Source organism: Pseudomonas jinjuensis, from assembly GCF_900103845.1.
Lineage (GTDB): Bacteria > Pseudomonadota > Gammaproteobacteria > Pseudomonadales > Pseudomonadaceae > Pseudomonas > Pseudomonas jinjuensis.
Map to the genome: position 1 here is coordinate 87,002 of NZ_FNIJ01000002.1, position 16,918 is coordinate 103,919.

A 16,918-nucleotide genomic window follows, 5' to 3' on the forward strand; every position below is an offset into this window, starting at 1 on the left:
CCGGGTTCGCGGGCATGGCCCGCTCTTCGTAGGAGCGAGCTTGCTCGCGAATCCTGTGTAGGAGCGGGCCATGCCCGCGACCCGCTCGCCCTCAACCGAATATCCACCGATACAGCAGCACCAGCACCATCACCGCCAGCACCGGCCGCAACACGCGATAGGCCCTCGGGTTGCTGCGCTTGAACTGCCTGACCTGCCCGCCCAGCGCATCGCCCAGCCGCCTGAACCAGGAATAGGCCCGGTTGATCCCGCCCACCCGCTCTTCGTCGGTGTTCTGCGGTGCGGTGGCACGGCCGAGGACGCCGCTCAGCCAGCGGTTCACCCGCGTCAGCAGGCGCGAACGCAGGGGCCGTTCGACGTCGCAGAAGAGGATCACGCGGGTCTGCCCGGTCTCGTTCTTCACCCAGTGCACGTAGGTCTCGTCGAACATCACGTCGTCGCCGTCGCGCCAGGAATATTCCTCGCCGTCGACATAGATGCGGCAGGCGTCGGAGTTCGGCGTGGACAGGCCGAGGTGGTAGCGCAGCGAGCCGGCATAGGGATCGCGGTGCGGGTTGAGGTGGCTGCCGCCGGGCAGCAGGGCGAACATCGCGCCCTTGACGTTGGGAATGCCGCGCACCAGCTCGACGGTCTTCGGGCAGAGGATCTGCGCCGAGGGCAGCGGTTCGTCGTACCACTTCAGGTAGAAGCGCTTCCAGCCCTTCTTGAAGAACGAGCCGAAGCCGGCATCGTTGTGCTTCTCGGCGGCCTTGATGTAGCCCTCGTCGAACAGGTGCATGGCCTCTTCGCGGATCGTCTGCCAGTTCTGCTTGAGCACATCCAGTTCGGGAAAGGCGCTGCGGTCCAGGTAGGGCTTCGACGGTACCCGCGAGAACAGGTACATCAGCGAGTTGTAGGGCGCGAAGACCGCCGAATGGTTGACCAGCTGGCGCAGGAACGGCAGGCGTGCGCGGCCGCGCAGATGGACGAACAAGACGCTGGAGACGAACAGGGAGACCACGGAGAGTTTGACGATCAGGGCGAGGTTCATGCGGGGCATCCAGCTCCATATGAGTCAATCGGATCGCGCTACTTGCGCATCTTGTGCCGAGGCCCGAGGATTATACCCCCGTCAGCGGGCTGCACCGCTGCTTGTGCAAGATCGCCCGGGAAGGCCGGGCTGCCAGAGAGTCTTACCGAATGAGCATGTCACTGCGCGACCAACTGATGAAAGCCGGTCTGGTCACCGAGAAGCAGGCCAAGCAGGCCTCCAAGCAGAAACAGAAACAGGAACGCCTGGAACACAAGGGACAGGCCGCCAGGGACGACAGCCAGCGCCAGGCGGCGCTGCAGGCGCAGGCCGAGAAGCAGGCGCGCGACCAGGAACTGAACCGCCAGCAGCAGGAAAAGGCGGAGAAGAAGGCCAGGACCGCGCAGATCAAGCAACTGATCGAAGGCACCCGCCTGCCGCGCCTGGAGACCGACGACTACTACAACTTCGTCGACAACAAGAAGGTCAAGCGCATCCCGGTCAACGACATGATCCGCGACAAGCTGAGCCGCGGCAGCCTGGGGATCGTCAGCTACGACGGCCGCTACGAGATCGTGCCGCGCGATGCGGCGCTGCGCATCAAGGAGCGCGACGAGCGCCGGGTGATCCTGCTCAGCGAGCCGAGCGGCGAGCCGGACGAGGACGATCCGTACAAGGATTACGTGGTTCCCGACGACCTCATGTGGTGAACCCTCCGGCCTGCGCGCGCGGCCTCGGCGGCATGCGCGCGTGCAGGCCACCCAGCCGGAATCCCGGCTGGGCCCCGTTTCAACAGCCCTGCAGCGGGATGATCGCGTAGCCCTGCTGGCGGAAGGCCTGTTCCACCGGCGGCGACGCCGCCTCGCTGTGACAGAAGTCCAGGCGGCTCTGCTGCACGTCCTGCGCGTGGACGCCCCGCGAGGCCAGCCAGTCCAGCGCATAGACCTGGGCGTTGACACCATCCCCCTCGGGCACCAGCACGTCGAAATGCAGGTAGCGGCCGTCGTGAGTGCGGATGTGGGTGTCGTATACCTTCACCTGCATGACCTTGCTCCTTACTTGAGGTCGGCGATGGCGGCGCCGAAGTTCAGGTGCAGCACCTGCCCGTCGACCACCAGGGCCGGCACGGATTTCACCCCGGCCCGTTCCGCCTCGGCGATGCGCGGCGCCTGTTCGCCCAGATGCACGACCTCGACCTGGGTCTTGCTGGTGTCCAGCAGCGGCAGCAGGGTGCGCTCGGCCTCGACGCAGATGGGGCAACCGGCGTGGTAGTAGGTGGCCTTGCTCATGGCGATTCTCCTGTCGAATAGGTATCGAATCGATACAACGTCAGGCTAAGAGCAGGCAGGACTTCTGTCAAACTGGTTTTTGATCGATACTATCTGTCGGAGGATCACCGATGGATTCGATGCTTTACGACTATCTCGAACGGCTCACCAGCCTGATGCGCGCCTGGGCGCGCGAGCAGCCGCTGATGGCCGACCTGCAGCCGATCCAGCTGAGCGCGCTGAGCTACCTGGCGCGCTGCAACCGCTATTCGAATACGCCGCTGGGCGTGACCGACTTCCTCGGACTGACCAAGGGCACGGTGTCGCAGTCGCTCAAGGCGCTGGAGGCCAAGGGGCTGATCGAGAAGCGGCCGGACCCGAACGACCGGCGCAGCGTGCATCTGCAGCTGACCGCGGAAGGCCGCCAACTGGTGGACGCGCTGGTGCCGCCGGCGTTCCTGCAGGAAGCGGCGGCGGCGATGGGCGAGCAGGGGAAACGCCTGGAAGTGCTGCTCGACACGCTGCTGCGCACCATCCAGCGGCAGCAGGACGTGCAGCGCTTCGGCCTGTGCCGCACCTGCCGCTTCCATCAACCCGGCGAAGAAGGATCGACCTGCGGGCTGACCGGCGAGCCGCTGAGCCGGATCGAGGCGGAACTGATCTGCCGCGAGCATGCGCACGCCTGAGGCGGGCATAAAAAACCGGGCCTCGAGGCCCGGTTCTTTATGGCGAGGTCGCTCAGGAATCCTTCGCGCCGGCGACGGTCTTGCCACCCACCGTGCCTTCCTTGAGCATGATCTGGTATTCCTTGCCGTCGGTTTCCTGCTGGTACAGGCGCACCAGCAGGTAGTCCCAGTCCTTGGCGAACCAGAGGACGGTCTTGCGGTTGCTCTTGGTCGGGTCGCGCACGCGCTCGACCTTGATCGCGTCGATCAGGCCGGCCTGGGTACGCACCTTTTCCTCGCCGAGGACGCGGAAGTCGTAGGTGTCGACGTCGGTGCCCTCGATCACCTGGTAGCTCATGCTCTTCTTGCCCAGGGCGACGTCGTGCTGCAGGGCGATCTGGTAGGTGGACTTGTCCAGCTGGCCGCGGTTCAACGGCTGGCGCACCTGGTCGCCGCGATCGCTGCCGAGCACCTGCTTCTGGCTCCAGTCGAAGTCCAGTTCGGTCTGCTTGTTCTTGCCCAGCCCCTGGCGGGCCCAGTGGTAGCTGAGCGGCAGATAGGTGTCGTTCTCGACCTTGAAGGTGCTGGTCTCGGTGAGGCTGGCGAGCATCATCGAGGCCTTGAAGTCCAGCTCCCAGCGTCCGCCGTCGCTCTGCTTGAGCGTGCGGGAGGCGCTGCCGCTGATGGGCATCTGCTTCCAGTCGGCGGTGTAGCTGGCCTCGAACGGTTTCAGCTCGAAAGCCTGTACCGGCAGGGTCAGGGCAGCCAACAGGAACAGCAGGGCTTTACGCATCACGAGTCTCCTGTACGAATCGATAGCCGGAGGCGGGTAGCGCCTCCCCGTCCAGCATGGCGCCATGCTCGCCCAGGCGCAAACGGCCCTCGGCGAACCAGTGCATGGCCAGCGGGTAGATCCGGTGTTCCTGCACGTGGACGCGCTCGGCCAGCGCTTCCGGCGTGTCGTCCGCTTCCACCGCAATGCTCGCCTGTACGACCAGCGGCCCGCCGTCCAGTTCCTCGGTGACGAAGTGGACGCTGCAGCCATGCTCGGCATCGCCGGCTTCCAGCGCGCGCTGGTGGGTGTGCAGGCCCTTGTACTTCGGCAGCAGGGACGGGTGGATGTTCAGCAGGCGGCCCTGATAGTGGCGGACGAAGCCCGGCGTGAGGATGCGCATGAAGCCGGCGAGCAGCACCAGGTCGGCGTCGAAGCCGTCGATGGCCTGGATCAGCGCGGCGTCGAAGCTCTCGCGGTCGGGGTAGGCCTTGTGATCGAGGAAGGCCGTGTCGATGCCGGCGCGGCGGGCGCGTTCGAGGCCGAAGGCCTCCGCGCGGTTGGAGATCACCGCGCGGATGGTCGCCGGCGTGTCGCTGCCGGCGAGGCTGTCGATCAGGGCCTGGAGGTTGCTGCCGGAACCGGAGATCAGCACCACCACATTGCAGGGACGGGCCATCAGTGCGCTTTCAGGTTGTTCAGCACCACGCGCTCGGCATCCGCCGCGCAGGCGTCGATGCGGCCGATGACCCAGGGTTGTTCGCCGGCTGCGCGCAGGGATTCCAGCGCGGCATCGACCTGGTCCTGGGCGACGCAGATGACCATGCCCACGCCGCAGTTCAGCACGCGGTGCATTTCGGTCTCGTCGACGTTGCCCTTTTCCTGCAGCCAGTCGAACACCGCCGGGCGCTGCCAGCTGGCGACGTCGACCACGGCCTGGGCGTTGTCCGGGAGGACGCGCGGGATGTTGTCCAGCAGGCCGCCGCCGGTGATGTGGGCCATGGCCTTGACCGCGGCGGTCTGCTCGATCAGCTGCAGCAGCGGCTTGACGTAGATGCGGGTCGGCGCCATCAGCAGGTCGGCCAGCGGCTTGCCGTCGAGCTGGATGTTCTCGATGTCGGCGCCGGAGACTTCGATGATCTTGCGGATCAGCGAGTAGCCGTTGGAGTGCGGGCCGGAGGAGGGCAGGGCGATCAGCGCGTCGCCGGCGACGACCTTCGAGCCGTCGATGATCTCGGACTTCTCCACCACGCCGACGCAGAAGCCGGCCAGGTCGTAGTCCTCGCCTTCGTACATGCCCGGCATCTCGGCGGTTTCGCCGCCGACCAGGGAGCAGCCGGCCAGTTCGCAGCCGGCGCCGATGCCGGTGACCACGGTGGCGGCCACGTCGACGTTGAGCTTGCCGGTGGCGTAGTAGTCGAGGAAGAACAGCGGCTCGGCGCCACATACGACCAGATCGTTGACGCACATGGCGACCAGGTCCTGGCCGATGCTGTCGTGCTTGTTCAGGTTCAGCGCCAGGCGCAGCTTGGTGCCGACGCCGTCGGTGCCGGAGACCAGCACCGGTTGCTTGTAGCCGGCCGGGATTTCGCAGAGGGCGCCGAAGCCGCCCAGGCCGCCCATGACTTCCGGGCGCGCGGTGCGCTTGGCGACGCCTTTGATGCGTTCGACCAGCTCTTCGCCGGCGTCGATGTCCACACCGGCGTCCTTGTAGCTCAACGAGGGTTGCTTGCTGCTCATAAATCCAGGCCTATAGGGAAGATTCGTGTATCGGCCGGCCATGCGGAGCGACGTGCCCGTCGCAGGCTGCAGCCGGTAGCGGAAGGCGCGAGATTTTATCAGGCTTGCCCGGCAGCGGCCATCTCGTGCTGTTGCCGCTGGCTGGACGGCTGTTTAAGGTATAGGCCTTGTGGGCGGCTTCCGTTGGAACTTGTCTGGCTTCGGCCTTTCGAACCGCGGGTCGTCTTCCCTATCGTCCGCCGAGAGCCCGCCATGCGATCCATCGCCCGCCTGCTGATCCTCTGCCTGTCGCTGCTCAGCCTGCCATCCTTCGCCGAAACCGTCGGCAACCTCTACCAGGTCCACGAGCCGGTCGCCTCGCAGCAGCCGGAAGAACGCAACGCCGGCCTGACCCGCGCCCTGCAGACCCTGGTGGTGCGCCTGACCGGCGACCAGAAGGCCGTCCAGAATCCGGCGCTCGCCGGCTATTTCAAGGACCCGCAGCAACTGATCAGCCAGTACGGCTACGAAGACGGCCCGCCGCTGGCGCTGGTGGTCAGCTTCGACCAGAACGCCACCGACGCCGCCCTGCGCCGCGCCGGCCTGCCGCTGTGGGGCGCCAGCCGGCCGAGCGTGGTCGCCTGGTGGCTGAATGAAAGCAGCCAGGGCAGCAACCTGGTCGGCGACGGCCAGGAAGCCGCCGCGCCGCTGAGCCGTGCTGCGCAGCATCGCGGCCTGCCGCTGCGCCTGCCGCTGGCCGATCTCGGCGAGCAGTCGCTGGGAACCCCGGAAAACCTCGCCGCGGCGCAGCCGGAAGCGCTGCGCGCCGCCTCCGAGCGCTACGGCGCCGACGCCATTCTCAGCGTGGTCGCCAGGCAGGACGAGGCCGGCAAATGGCAGGCCCAGTGGCAGTTGTGGCAGGGCGACGAGCGCAGCCAGGGCCAGGCGCAGGGCGACGACGCCAACGCCGTGGCCGACGCGGTGATGCTCGCCGCCAGCCAGCGCATGGCGAGCCGCTTCGTCGCCGCGCCGGGAGAGGCCAGCCCGCTGACCCTGCAGGTGCAGGGCGCCAACCTGGCCCGCTATGCGGAGCTGCAGCGGCTGCTCGATCCACTGGGCGCGAAGCTGGTGGAAGTTTCCGGCGACAGCCTGGAATACCGCCTGAACGCCAGCCCCGAGCAGTTGCGCGCGCAGCTCGGACTGGCGAATCTGCGGGAGATGCCGGCGGAACAGGCTCCGCCAGCCCCGGCCGATCCGAACGCGCAACCGGCGCCGAATCCGGCGGTGCCGAGCCGGAATGTGCTGCGTTTCGGCTGGTGACGGTCGATCGGCATGCCGCAGCGTCAACTATGTGCTGCGCCATGTTCATGATTTCTATAAACTTTCAGTCCGGTATGGATTTCCGTAAGCGACTCGACAAGACGCCCGGCCCGGCATGACACCTATGCAGTTACCTCTCAGCGTACGCCTGCGTGACGACGCGACGTTCGCCAACTACTACCCCGGGGCCAACGCCGCGGCGCTTGGCTATGTCGAGCGTCTGTGCGAACCCGAGGCCGGCTGGACGGAAAACCTGATCTACCTGTGGGGTGCCGAGGGGGTCGGGCGCAGCCACCTGCTGCAGGCCGCCTGCCTGCGTCTGGAGCAGTACGGCGAGCCTTCGGTCTACCTGCCGATGGCGGACCTGGTGCAGTACGGGCCGGACATCTTCGACAACCTCGAGGAGCGCGAGCTGGTCTGCCTGGACGATCTCGATGCCCTGGCCGGCCAGCGCAAGTGGGAAGAGGCGCTGTTCCACCTGTTCAACCGCCTGCGCGATTCGGGGCGCCGCCTGTTGCTGTCCGCCTCGGTGTCGCCGCGCGAACTGCCGATCAAGCTGCCGGACCTGAAATCCCGCCTGACCATGTCGCTGGTGTTCCAGATGCACCCGCTGACCGACGACGAGAAGCTGCGCGCCCTGCAGCTGCGCGCGTCGCGCCGTGGCCTGCACCTGACCGACGAGGTGGGGCGCTTCATCCTCACCCGCGGCGCGCGCAGCATGACCTACCTCTTCGACCTGCTCGACGAGCTGGACAAGGCCTCGCTGCAGGCCCAGCGCAAGCTGACCATTCCCTTCCTCAAGGAAACCCTGGGCTGGTGACGGCCGATCGGCCGCCCTGGGCGGCTACAGGCCGCGCTTTCGTAGGAGCGAGCTTGCTCGCGAATCGTCCCGGGTAGGGCGAATAACGCCCTAAGCGTTCCGCTTCATGCGCCCTGCGCTGCTACAGGTCGCGCTTTTCGTAGGAGCGAGCTTGCTCGCGAACGGTCCCGGGCAGGGCGAATAACGCGCCAGCGCTATCCGCCGCAACGCTGCATCGCTGGCGGGATCAGTTTTCCCCCGCCAGCTTGCGGTCGTACTGGAAGCGCCAGCGCGTATAGAGCAGCGCGCCGCAGAACAGGCTGACGCTGAGGATGGTTTCCGCCCAGCCGTAGATCATCCGCGCCGGCTCGAAGGCGGCGAGCACGCCGAGGATGAAGTACAGGTTCACCACGTAGCAGGCCCAGGCGTGGCCGCGGGCGCTGCCGATCAGCAGGCCGGGGGCGATGATGATCAGCGGCAGCAGCTTGAAGCCGAGCACTGCCCACGGCACCCACTGCGCGGCGCCGTGGGCGTCGGCGAAGAGCAGGTCCCAGGTGACGATGAGCAGCACCAGGCCGGCGAAACTGCCAAGGCTGACGGCCCGGCTCGCGGCCAGGCGGGGTTTCAGCCATTCGATCGCCGGCAGCGGTTTGTTCTTGCGGGCCATTCAGCTCTCCAGTTTCCGTGCGACTTCCGCGAGGCGTTTGCCCAGGGCGCGGCAGAGGATGATTTCGTGTTCGTCGAGGGCGCGCTTGCCGTCCGCCCCGGCGAAATGGCTGGCGCCGTAGGGAGTGCCGCCGCCGCGGGTTTCCAGCAGCGCCGGCTCGCTGTAGGGAATGCCGGTGACGAGCATGCCGTGGTGCAGCAGCGGCAGCAGCATGGACAGCTGGGTGGTTTCCTGGCCGCCGTGCAGGCTGGCGGTGGAAGTGAAGACCGCTGCCGGCTTGCCGACCAGCCCGCCGGTCAGCCACAGGCTGCTGGTGCCGTCGAGGAAGTATTTCAGCGGCGCGGCCATGTTGCCGAAGCGCGTCGGGCTGCCCAGGGCGAGGCCGGAGCAGTTCTTCAGGTCGTCCAGGGTGGCGTAGAGCGCGCCTTCTTCCGGCAGCTCCGGAGCGACCGCCGCGCATTCGCTGGAGACCGCCGGTACGGTGCGGATGCGCGCCTCCAGCCCTACCTGCTCGATGCCGCGGGCGATCTGCCGGGCCATCTCGGCGGTGGAGCCGTGGCGGCTGTAGTAGAGGACGAGGATGTACGGGATGCTCAAGGCAGGATCTCCAGGACCTTCTCCGGCGGCCGGCCGATCACCGCCTTGTCGCCAGCGATCAGGATCGGCCGCTCGATCAGCCGGGGATGCTCCACCATCGCCTGGATCAGCGCATCTTCGCCGAGGCCCGGGTCGGCCAGGCCGAGGCTCTTGTATTCCTCTTCGCCAGTGCGCAGCAGCTGGCGCGCGCCGATGCCGAGCTTGCCGAGCAGGGCCTTCAGTTCGGCGGCGCTGGGCGGGGTTTCCAGGTAGCGCACGATGTCCGGGTTCAGGCCGCGGGCTTCGAGCAGTTCGAGGGCGCCGCGGGATTTGGAGCAGCGCGGATTGTGGAAAAGTGTCAGTTGGCTCATGTCCAGGACTCGCAAGGCCGTTACGGTGGCGGCTATTCTAACCGCCTCGCTGGAATTGACTGAACCGCTGCCGTTCAGATGAATAGCAAAGGACGGAATGTGCCGCACTCAATGCATGGGCGCCTGCAGGGCCTGATCGACTTCTGGAACTATCTGATCCAGCGCTTCCTCGCCGACCACGCCCCCAACAAGGCCGCCGCCCTGACCTATACCACGCTGTTCGCGGTGGTGCCGATGATGACCGTGACCTTCGCCATGCTGTCCACCATCCCGGCATTCGAGGGCATGGGCGAGCGTATCCAGGTGTTCGTCTTCCGCCATTTCGTGCCCTCTACCGGCGAGGCGGTGGAGGCCTACCTGCGCAACTTCACGGTGCAGGCGCGGCATCTGACCTGGCTGGGCGTGGCCTTCCTGGCGGTCACCGCCTTCACCATGCTGGTGACCATCGAGCGCGCCTTCAACGAGATCTGGCGGGTCCGCCAGCCGCGCCGGGGCGTGGTGCGCTTCCTGCTCTACTGGGCGATCCTCAGCCTGGGGCCGCTGCTGCTCGGCGCCGGCTTCGCCGTGTCGACCTACATCACCTCGCTGTCCATGCTTTCCGGCCCGCATGCGCTGCCGGGCGCGGGGGTGCTGCTGCGCTTCATGCCGCTGCTGTTCAGCGTCGCGGCCTTCACCCTGCTCTATGCGGCGGTGCCCAACGCGCGGGTGCCGATCCGCCACGCGCTGGTCGGCGGGCTGTTCACCGCGCTGCTGTTCGAGGCGGCCAAGTCGATGTTCGGCATGTACGTCAGGCTGTTCCCCGGCTATCAGCTGATCTACGGCGCCTTCGCCACGGTGCCGCTGTTCCTGCTGTGGGTCTACCTGTCCTGGCTGATCGTGCTGTTCGGTGCGGAGCTGGTCTGCAGCCTGTCGTCCACGCGCCTCTGGCGGCACAAGGCGATGCCGCGGCTGCTGGTGCTGCTCGGCGTGCTGCGGGTGTTCTACGACCGCCAGCGCCTGGGGTTGCCGACGCACCTGAATCATCTTCACGAGGCAGGCTGGCTGCTGCCCGAGGATGAATGGGAAGAGTTGCTGGATTTCCTGGAGCGGGAGCAACTGGTCTGCCGTTCGGGTGGAAGCGGCGTGTCCTGGGTGCTGTGCCGCGACCTGAACAGCTACAGCCTGCACCACCTGCTGAATCGCTGTCCCTGGCCATTGCCCAATCCGGAGCGGTTGCCGAAAAGCCTGAACGAGGCGTGGTACCCGGAACTGTGCCAGGCCCTCGAGCGCTATCAGGCGGAGCGGAAGGCCCTGTTCGGGAAAAGTCTCGCGGAATGGTTGAGGCCGTCACATTTCGAGTGACGCAAATCGTCACTTTGCGGCGAAACAGATTGCATCGGCCGCTTCCACGTCGTTGACGGTGCAAGGTTTTTCGGGGATGTAGGGTTTGGCATGCTTCTGGCTAAGAAGAAGCTGACAACCCCTCTCCGCAAAAGTTCCACAAGTCAGCGAAAATTCATGAACAAAGACCCGAACAAGGTAGTGCAACTGCCATCGCGTACGCCGCATGGCGCGCTGGAGCGGTTGAATCGGATCACTGGTGCGCAGTTCAGTCGCTGGCCGGATTGGCTGCTTCCCGAGTCGCAGAGCAAAGCAAACTCCGAGCCCGTTGTGGATTCTCCGGAGCTTCAGGTCGGCTGATCGCCACTGTCCGCGGAGTTTCCCGCAGCCGTGCGCGGAAGGACGGCACCCTCGCCGGATAAATTCCCCGCTGCGGATTCTTCCTTACGAGTTACCCTAAGAAGGACCCTGCCAGCCGTGGCTGCTGGCGGGGCTTCGGTTATTCCGGGTTCTCCAGGCCACCTGGTCGACAACCCGAACATGAGGAGGCTTGACGTATGGGAATGCGGTTTCGGGTATTCGCTGGACTGCTCGCCGGTCTGCTCCTGGCCGGTTGTTCCGAGGATTACGGCGTCGACCAGTACGGCAAAAAGGTCGCGGCGGAAAGCCTGGACGGCCAGTGGCTGGTGATCAACTACTGGGCGGACTGGTGCGCTCCCTGCCGCACCGAGGTTCCCGAGCTGAATCTCCTGGCCAGGGAGAGCGAGGGCAAGGGGGTGCGCGTGGTTGGAGTCAACTACGACGGGCTGCGCGATGCCGAGCTGGGCAAGGCGGCCGAACAGCTGGGTATCCGCTTCACCGTGCTCGCCGACGACCCGGCTCCCCGCTTCGCCCTGCCGCACAACGAAGCCCTGCCTGTAACCTACATCGTCGACAATCGCGGCAAGTTGCGCGAACAGCTGGTCGGCGAACAGACGGCGAAAGGGGTTCAGGCGCGTCTGGTGGCCTTGCAGGGGGAGGGGAACTGATGGCCAGGATCTGTCTGCACGGCTTCGTCAGTGGCCGGGTTCAGGGAGTCTACTATCGGCAGAGCACGCAGCAGCAGGCGGAGCGGCTGGATGTCGACGGCTGGGTGCGCAACCTGGCTGACGGCCGCGTCGAGGTGCTGCTGGAGGGGGACGAGGCGGCAGTGCGCGAGCTGGAGGGCTGGCTGCATTCCGGGCCGCCCGATGCGGAGGTTTCCGCCGTGGAATTGCAGGAGATGAATCCCCAGGGAATCGCCGGGTTCATCGTCCGGCGCTGATCGCAGCCGGCGCGGAGTGGCCGCGCCGGTCGGTCAGTTGCTGGCTGCGCCGGGGTCGGCTGCCAGGCGTCCGGCATCCGTCAGCAGGCGGTGCAGGAATTCCTTCTGCAGTTCCGGATCGTTGCGGGTCAGCTCGATCAGGCTCTGTTCCAGTTCGCTGGCTTCCTCTTCCATCCCCAGGTCGGAGAGCCGCTTGACCCGGTGCACCCAGTGGTGCACGTCGTCGCCTTCCAGGTCGTCGTAGATCAGCCGGTGCGCTTCCCGCAGCTTGCCGCGCAGGGAGGGGCTGACCAGCAGGCTCGCGCTGCTGCGCACATCGTCCTGCGGGTCCTGCACGCTGAACTGGAGCTTGCCGATGCGGCTGACGTCCTCGTCGGCGAACGGGCCTTCGAGCAGGTTCAGGCGCAGCACGCCGTGGCGATCGGTGAGCAGTTCCTGGGTGTCCCGACCAACGCTGACCTGCACGGGGCGTTCGGCCCAGGGCAGGCTCGAGTATTCCATGCGTTTGTCGCGCTGCTGTTCCTTGATGCTCGCCAGATTCTGTTCGGCGCGGCCGTTGGACGGGGCGTTCATGAACGGGTTCATGCCGTCGATGCCGTAGCCGATCCAGTCGTGGGTGACGCTTTCCGGCAGGTTGCCGAGCAGCGGCACGTTCAGCACGTTCGCACCGACGCCGGCGACGAAGGCGAGCGCGCCCAGCGGGATCTCGTAGACCTCGCGCCACGCCTGGTAGGGCGTATAGCGATCGTAGCGGCGGGTCACCTCGTATTCGGTGACTTCGAAGGTCTTCTGCTCCTGGATGCGGATGCGCCGCTGCGGCAGCTCCAGCACGCCGTTGTCGCCGACGTCGATCTGCAGGCTGTGATCGAGCAGTTTGCGCTCGACGCGCTCTTCATGCTCGCTGCGCTGCGGCAGGTGATTGGCGCAGCCGCTGAGCAGCAGACTGCCGCACAGGGCGGCAGCTGCCAGACGGGTGGTGCTTCTGGGGTGCATCGCTTTGCTCAGCCGCGAACCTTGGCAGTGATGAAGGCCATCAGGTCGTCCATGCGGATTTCCTGCTTTTCGGCGTCGCGGCGGCCCTTGTATTCCAGGGTGCCTTCGCTCAGCCCGCGCTCGCTGACCACGACGCGGTGCGGGATGCCGATCAGTTCCATGTCGGCGAACTTCACGCCGGCGCTGGTCTTCCTGTCGCGGTCGTCCAGCAGCACTTCGAAACCGGCCGCGGTGAGGTCGGCGTAGAGCTTGTCGGTGGCGGCGCGCACGGCTTCGTTCTCGTACTTCATCGGCACGATGGCGATCTGGAACGGCGCGAGGGCGGCCGGCCAGAGGATGCCGCGCTCGTCGTGGTTCTGCTCGATGGCCGCGGCCACCACGCGGGATACGCCGATGCCGTAGCAGCCCATGATCAGGGTGATCGGCTTGCCCTGCTCGTTGAGCACCGAGAGGCCCATCGCCTCGCTGTACTTGGTGCCGAGCTGGAAGATGTGGCCGACCTCGATGCCGCGGCGGATCACCAGGGTGCCCTTGCCGTCCGGGCTTGGGTCGCCAGCCACGACGTTGCGCAGGTCGGCGACTTCCGGCAGCGGCAGGTCGCGTTCCCAGTTCACGCCGAAGTAGTGTTTGTCGTCGAGGTTGGCGCCGATGGCGAAGTCGCTCATCAGGGCCACGGAGCGGTCGACGATGCAGGGCAGCGGCAGGTTCAGCGGGCCGAGGGAGCCCGGTGCGGCGCCGATCGCGGCCTTGATCTCGGCTTCGCTGGCCATCTGCAGCGGGCTTTCCACCTGCGGCAGGTTGCCGGCCTTGATCTCGTTCAGTTCATGGTCGCCGCGGACGATCAGGGCGACCAGCTTGCCTTCCTCGGCGCCACGCACCACCAGGGTCTTGATGGTCTTCTCGATGGGCAGGCCGAAGTTCTCCACCAGGTCGGCGATGGTCCTGGTGTTCGGCGTGTCGACCAGACGCAGTTCCTCGCCGGCGGCGGAGCGCTCGGTTTCCCGCGGTACGGCCTCGGCCTTCTCGATGTTGGCGGCGTAGTCGGAGCTGTCGCTGAAGACGATGTCGTCCTCGCCGGAGTTGGCCAGCACGTGGAACTCGTGGGAGCCGCTGCCGCCGATGGAGCCGTTGTCGGCCTGTACGGGACGGAAGTCCAGGCCCAGGCGGGTGAAGACCTTGCAGTAGGCGTCGTACATGCCGTCATAGGTCTGCTGCAGCGAGTCCTGGCTCAGGTGGAAGGAGTAGGCATCCTTCATGATGAACTCGCGGCCGCGCATCAGGCCGAAGCGCGGACGGATCTCGTCACGGAACTTGGTCTGGATCTGGTAGAAGTTGATCGGCAGCTGCTTGTAGCTGGACAGCTCGTTGCGCGCCAGGTCGGTGATGACCTCCTCGTGGGTCGGGCCGACGCAGAACTCGCGATCGTGGCGGTCCTTCAGGCGCAGCAGCTCGGGGCCGTACTGCTGCCAGCGGCCGGATTCCTGCCACAGCTCGGCCGGCTGCACGGCCGGCATCAGCACTTCCAGCGCGCCGGCGGCGTTCATTTCCTCGCGCACGATGGTTTCTGCCTTGCGCAGCACGCGCAGGCCCATAGGCAGCCAGGTGTAGAGGCCGGAAGCCAGCTTGCGGATCATGCCGGCTCGCAGCAGCAGCTGGTGGCTGATGACCACCGCATCGGAGGGAGTTTCTTTCAGGGTGGACAGCAGGTACTGACTGGTGCGCATCGTTGACCGTTCGCAGGTTGCAGAAGAGGAGATAGGTTGGGCATTGTACGGCTCAGGTCAGGCCGCGTACAGGGCGCGGCGGGTATGGCGGGAGGCTATGCATGAGTCGATTGAGCGCATCCGAAGTACAGGCTTTCATTCGCGCCGGATTGCCCATGGCGGAGGATCTGGACTTCCGGGTCGAGGCCCTGGAAGGGCGCAGCGCATTCGCCCGAGTTCCATTTCATGGGCGTCTGGTGCGGCCCGGAGGAACGGTATCCGGCCCGACCATCATGGCGCTGGCGGATGCCGCGATGTACGCCGTGATACTTGCGCAGTTGGAAAACGTGGAAATGGCGGTGACGTCCAACCTGAATATCAATTTTCTCAGCAAGCCCAGGCCGGAGGATCTTCTGGCAGAGGCGAAGATATTAAAACTGGGGCGTCGTCAAGTGGTTTGCGAGGTGTCTGTATATTCGGTGAGCAATCAACAGGAGCTGGTTGCACATGTGACCGGAACCTATGTTTTGCCGATGTGATACTTCACCGGAAGTTGTTCCGTAAATAAGAAAAGCCCGAGTTTGCTCGGGCTTTTCTTTGCTGCCGGATGTCGTGATTTACAGTACGGACAGCGGGTAGTCGATGATCAGACGGAATTCGTCGACATCGCCTTCGCCCTGGTCGTCGTTGGCGCGGTGCCAGGCCTGGCGGATGCGGAAGGACAGGTCTTTCGCCGCGCCTTCCTGGACTACGTACTTGGCCTCGACGTTGGTTTCGTGGTGCTTGCCGTCGGCGCCATACAGGCCGGCGTACGGGGAGGTCGGATCGACGTCGGTGCCGTCGATGTCATCACCGTTGATATAGCGGGCCATGAAGGTCAGACCGGGAACGCCGTAGGTGGCCATGTTCAGGTCGTAGCGGGCCTGCCAGGATTTTTCGCCCGGGCCGTTGAAGTCCGAGTACTGGACGGAGTTGGCCAGGAAGATCGAGTCGGCGGCGTTGTTGTTGTCGCCTACGCCCAGGTAGTCGAACGGAGTGTCGCCGTCCACGTCCTGGTATGCCAGGGTGAGGGTGTGGGCGCCCAGGGTGTAGGCGGCGGCCAGGGAGAAGGTGTCGTTGTCGATGTCGCCTGCGTTGGCGTCGCCTTCGTCCTTGGTCTTGTAGTAGTTGAAGTCGAAGGCCAGGGACTGGTCGTCGGCGATCGGCAGGGTGTAGTTCAGGTTGGCGTAGTACTGCTTCCAGATGTCCTTGAACTCGGAGCCGTACAGGGAGGCGCTGAAGTTGTCGGTGAAGGCGTACCGGCCGCCGACGAAGTCGGCCTGCGGGGTTTCCACGCCGGCGTAGGCTGCGAACAGTTCGCCATCGTGGGTGGTGTCGTCATAGCTGGTGCCAGCGTAGAAGTGGCCGGCTTCCAGATCCAGGCCATCGATCTCGCTGCTCATCAGGCTGATACCGCTGGCGGTCTGCGGCAGCAGGCGGGTGCCGCCCACGGCGAATACCGGGGCTTGCGGTTGCATGTCACCGGCTTTCAGCTCGGTCTTGGAGATGCGGATCTTGCCTGCGCCGCCGGCCTTGCCGAAGGAGTCGGCTTTTTCGCCGTCGCCGTGAACTGGCAGGTTACCGGTTCCGCCTTGGCCGTCATCGAGTTTCAGGCCCAGGTAGCCGAAGGCGTCGACGCCGAAGCCCACCACGCCCTGGGTGTAGCCGGAGTTGTAGACGGCATGGAAGCCCTGAGTCCAGTCTTCGCGGGTCTGGGTGTTACCCAGGCTATTGTTGCGAATGTCACGGTTGAAATAGTAGTTGCGAACCAGGAAGTTCAGGCTGCTGTCTTCAATGAAGCCCTTGGCTTCAGCCTGATCACCTACGAAGGGTTCTGCCATTGCCATTTGCGTGCTGCCTGCAGAAACCGCCAGGGCGATGGCGCTCCACTTCATCACTTTCATTGTGATTGCTCCTTTGGTTTTGAAGTAATCCGCCATCACATTGCCGCTGTGACGGCTCATTCTTTTTGTCGGCGATAACTTATAGCATGCGTGTTCAAACGGCGATAGTTGTCGGAATCTTCCGGCGAATTCATTCTCGCCTTGTCGCAAACATGCATGACATATGTCGCTTTTACGCAGGTCTCATGTTGCGAATGGGTGTTGTCGCTGATTGGAACATGCAGGCCACTCCTTTCGGGCTTCGTGTCTTTCCGATTTCCAGGCCGGCCTTCTTTAATTGGCAGATTGATGGCCTTGTGCTGGTTCCTGTTTCTAGCAAAGGCCATGCACAAAACGATCTTTCTTCGCGAGTGCGTCTTTCTGTCGCGATGGGGTGCTCCTGGCGCTTCCTGCGCGACGGGGCTGGACGCTGCATCGATTGTTTCCCTGGCCTGGTTTTTCCGTCCGTTGCACGATTTCAGGGCTGCCTGTCAACAGCTGCTCCGCAGTG

General features: G+C 65.3%; 21 protein-coding genes. 9 read left to right on the forward strand and 12 right to left on the reverse strand.

All coding sequences use genetic code 11. The annotated features are described in order from the left end of the window. Positions 1 to 91: 91 nt before the first annotated feature. Positions 92 to 1,030 carry an aspartyl/asparaginyl beta-hydroxylase domain-containing protein gene (locus tag BLR75_RS02775; protein WP_084309848.1) on the reverse strand — a complete coding sequence of 313 codons (939 nt, stop codon included), beginning with the start codon at positions 1,028 to 1,030 and terminating at the stop codon, positions 92 to 94. Positions 1,031 to 1,179: 149 nt separating this feature from the next. On the opposite strand from BLR75_RS02775, the gene BLR75_RS02780 reads away from it, so the two are divergent. After that, positions 1,180 to 1,719 carry a DUF2058 domain-containing protein gene (locus BLR75_RS02780; RefSeq protein WP_084309849.1) on the forward strand — a complete coding sequence of 180 codons (540 nt, stop codon included), beginning with the start codon at positions 1,180 to 1,182 and terminating at the stop codon, positions 1,717 to 1,719. A 79-nt stretch (positions 1,720 to 1,798) separates the two neighbouring features. Here the strand turns inward: BLR75_RS02780 and BLR75_RS02785 are convergent, their stop codons facing one another. Both BLR75_RS02785 and BLR75_RS02790 read right to left on the reverse strand, forming a co-directional pair. Further along, positions 1,799 to 2,053, reverse strand: coding sequence for a DUF2024 family protein (locus tag BLR75_RS02785; RefSeq protein ID WP_084309850.1), 255 nt, complete (start codon positions 2,051 to 2,053; stop codon positions 1,799 to 1,801). Between the two features lie 11 nt (positions 2,054 to 2,064). Next, positions 2,065 to 2,298, reverse strand: coding sequence for a glutaredoxin family protein (locus BLR75_RS02790; RefSeq protein WP_084309851.1), 234 nt, complete (start codon positions 2,296 to 2,298; stop codon positions 2,065 to 2,067). Positions 2,299 to 2,417: 119 nt separating this feature from the next. On the opposite strand from BLR75_RS02790, the gene BLR75_RS02795 reads away from it, so the two are divergent. Next, positions 2,418 to 2,963 carry a MarR family winged helix-turn-helix transcriptional regulator gene (locus BLR75_RS02795; protein ID WP_371858102.1) on the forward strand — a complete coding sequence of 182 codons (546 nt, stop codon included), beginning with the start codon at positions 2,418 to 2,420 and terminating at the stop codon, positions 2,961 to 2,963. Positions 2,964 to 3,015: 52 nt separating this feature from the next. On the opposite strand, the gene BLR75_RS02800 is transcribed toward BLR75_RS02795, so the two are convergent. The 3 genes from BLR75_RS02800 to purM are packed head-to-tail and all read right to left on the reverse strand — an operon-like array spanning position 3,016 to position 5,454. Continuing rightward, positions 3,016 to 3,735 (reverse strand): DUF3108 domain-containing protein, encoded by a 720-nt coding sequence (locus BLR75_RS02800; protein WP_084309853.1) that lies wholly within the window; start codon positions 3,733 to 3,735, stop codon positions 3,016 to 3,018. Next, entirely contained in the window at positions 3,728 to 4,393 is a 666-nt protein-coding gene (gene purN, locus BLR75_RS02805) for a phosphoribosylglycinamide formyltransferase (protein WP_084309854.1), read from the reverse strand. The genes BLR75_RS02800 and purN overlap by 8 nt, the downstream gene beginning before the upstream one ends. Continuing rightward, positions 4,393 to 5,454, reverse strand: a complete 1,062-nt coding sequence (gene purM, locus BLR75_RS02810) for a phosphoribosylformylglycinamidine cyclo-ligase (protein WP_084309855.1) — start codon at positions 5,452 to 5,454, stop codon at positions 4,393 to 4,395. Before purM ends, purN begins: the two co-directional genes overlap by 1 nt. Before the next feature lie 252 nt (positions 5,455 to 5,706). Here purM and BLR75_RS02815 point away from each other — a divergent pair, with 252 nt between their 5' ends. Together BLR75_RS02815 and hda are read left to right on the forward strand one after the other, a co-directional pair. Beyond that, positions 5,707 to 6,753 (forward strand): DUF2066 domain-containing protein, encoded by a 1,047-nt coding sequence (locus BLR75_RS02815; protein WP_084309856.1) that lies wholly within the window; start codon positions 5,707 to 5,709, stop codon positions 6,751 to 6,753. Between the two features lie 115 nt (positions 6,754 to 6,868). Continuing rightward, positions 6,869 to 7,573 carry a DnaA regulatory inactivator Hda gene (hda, locus tag BLR75_RS02820; protein ID WP_084309857.1) on the forward strand — a complete coding sequence of 235 codons (705 nt, stop codon included), beginning with the start codon at positions 6,869 to 6,871 and terminating at the stop codon, positions 7,571 to 7,573. A gap of 226 nt (positions 7,574 to 7,799) precedes the next feature. On the opposite strand, the gene BLR75_RS02825 is transcribed toward hda, so the two are convergent. From BLR75_RS02825 to arsC, 3 genes are read right to left on the reverse strand one after another with little or no spacing between them, the layout of a single operon-like run. Then, a complete protein-coding gene (locus BLR75_RS02825) occupies positions 7,800 to 8,219 on the reverse strand; it encodes a DUF2069 domain-containing protein (protein WP_084309858.1) in 420 nt (139 codons plus the stop codon). After that, positions 8,220 to 8,816 carry an NAD(P)H:quinone oxidoreductase gene (gene wrbA / locus BLR75_RS02830; RefSeq protein WP_084309859.1) on the reverse strand — a complete coding sequence of 199 codons (597 nt, stop codon included), beginning with the start codon at positions 8,814 to 8,816 and terminating at the stop codon, positions 8,220 to 8,222. Then, entirely contained in the window at positions 8,813 to 9,166 is a 354-nt protein-coding gene (arsC, locus tag BLR75_RS02835; RefSeq protein ID WP_084309860.1) for an arsenate reductase (glutaredoxin), read from the reverse strand. The genes wrbA and arsC overlap by 4 nt, the downstream gene beginning before the upstream one ends. 111 nt (positions 9,167 to 9,277) lie before the next feature. Here arsC and BLR75_RS02840 point away from each other — a divergent pair, with 111 nt between their 5' ends. The 4 genes from BLR75_RS02840 to BLR75_RS02855 all read left to right on the forward strand — a co-directional run bounded on the left by BLR75_RS02840 (position 9,278) and on the right by BLR75_RS02855 (position 11,789). Continuing rightward, the gene (locus BLR75_RS02840; RefSeq protein ID WP_084309861.1) at positions 9,278 to 10,507 is read left to right on the forward strand and encodes a YihY family inner membrane protein; all 1,230 of its coding nucleotides are present in this window, start codon (positions 9,278 to 9,280) and stop codon (positions 10,505 to 10,507) included. A gap of 156 nt (positions 10,508 to 10,663) precedes the next feature. Then, positions 10,664 to 10,846 carry a hypothetical protein gene (locus BLR75_RS02845; RefSeq protein ID WP_084309862.1) on the forward strand — a complete coding sequence of 61 codons (183 nt, stop codon included), beginning with the start codon at positions 10,664 to 10,666 and terminating at the stop codon, positions 10,844 to 10,846. Positions 10,847 to 11,049: 203 nt separating this feature from the next. Then, on the forward strand, positions 11,050 to 11,514 hold the full coding sequence (locus tag BLR75_RS02850; RefSeq protein WP_371858103.1) for a TlpA disulfide reductase family protein: 465 nt from the start codon (positions 11,050 to 11,052) through the stop codon (positions 11,512 to 11,514). Then, on the forward strand, positions 11,514 to 11,789 hold the full coding sequence (locus BLR75_RS02855; protein WP_084309864.1) for an acylphosphatase: 276 nt from the start codon (positions 11,514 to 11,516) through the stop codon (positions 11,787 to 11,789). Before BLR75_RS02850 ends, BLR75_RS02855 begins: the two co-directional genes overlap by 1 nt. A gap of 33 nt (positions 11,790 to 11,822) precedes the next feature. Here the strand turns inward: BLR75_RS02855 and BLR75_RS02860 are convergent, their stop codons facing one another. Together BLR75_RS02860 and BLR75_RS02865 are read right to left on the reverse strand one after the other, a co-directional pair. After that, the gene (locus BLR75_RS02860) at positions 11,823 to 12,782 is read right to left on the reverse strand and encodes a hypothetical protein (protein WP_084309865.1); all 960 of its coding nucleotides are present in this window, start codon (positions 12,780 to 12,782) and stop codon (positions 11,823 to 11,825) included. Between the two features lie 8 nt (positions 12,783 to 12,790). Next, positions 12,791 to 14,506 (reverse strand): proline--tRNA ligase, encoded by a 1,716-nt coding sequence (locus BLR75_RS02865; RefSeq protein WP_084309866.1) that lies wholly within the window; start codon positions 14,504 to 14,506, stop codon positions 12,791 to 12,793. A 110-nt stretch (positions 14,507 to 14,616) separates the two neighbouring features. Here BLR75_RS02865 and BLR75_RS02870 point away from each other — a divergent pair, with 110 nt between their 5' ends. Next, positions 14,617 to 15,024: a PaaI family thioesterase gene (locus tag BLR75_RS02870; protein WP_090415995.1), complete on the forward strand. Its 408-nt coding sequence runs from the start codon at positions 14,617 to 14,619 to the stop codon at positions 15,022 to 15,024. A 78-nt stretch (positions 15,025 to 15,102) separates the two neighbouring features. Here the strand turns inward: BLR75_RS02870 and BLR75_RS02875 are convergent, their stop codons facing one another. Then, complete coding sequence (locus BLR75_RS02875; protein ID WP_084309868.1) at positions 15,103 to 16,428, reverse strand: OprD family porin; 1,326 nt, start codon at positions 16,426 to 16,428, stop codon at positions 15,103 to 15,105. Positions 16,429 to 16,918 lie beyond the last annotated feature (490 nt).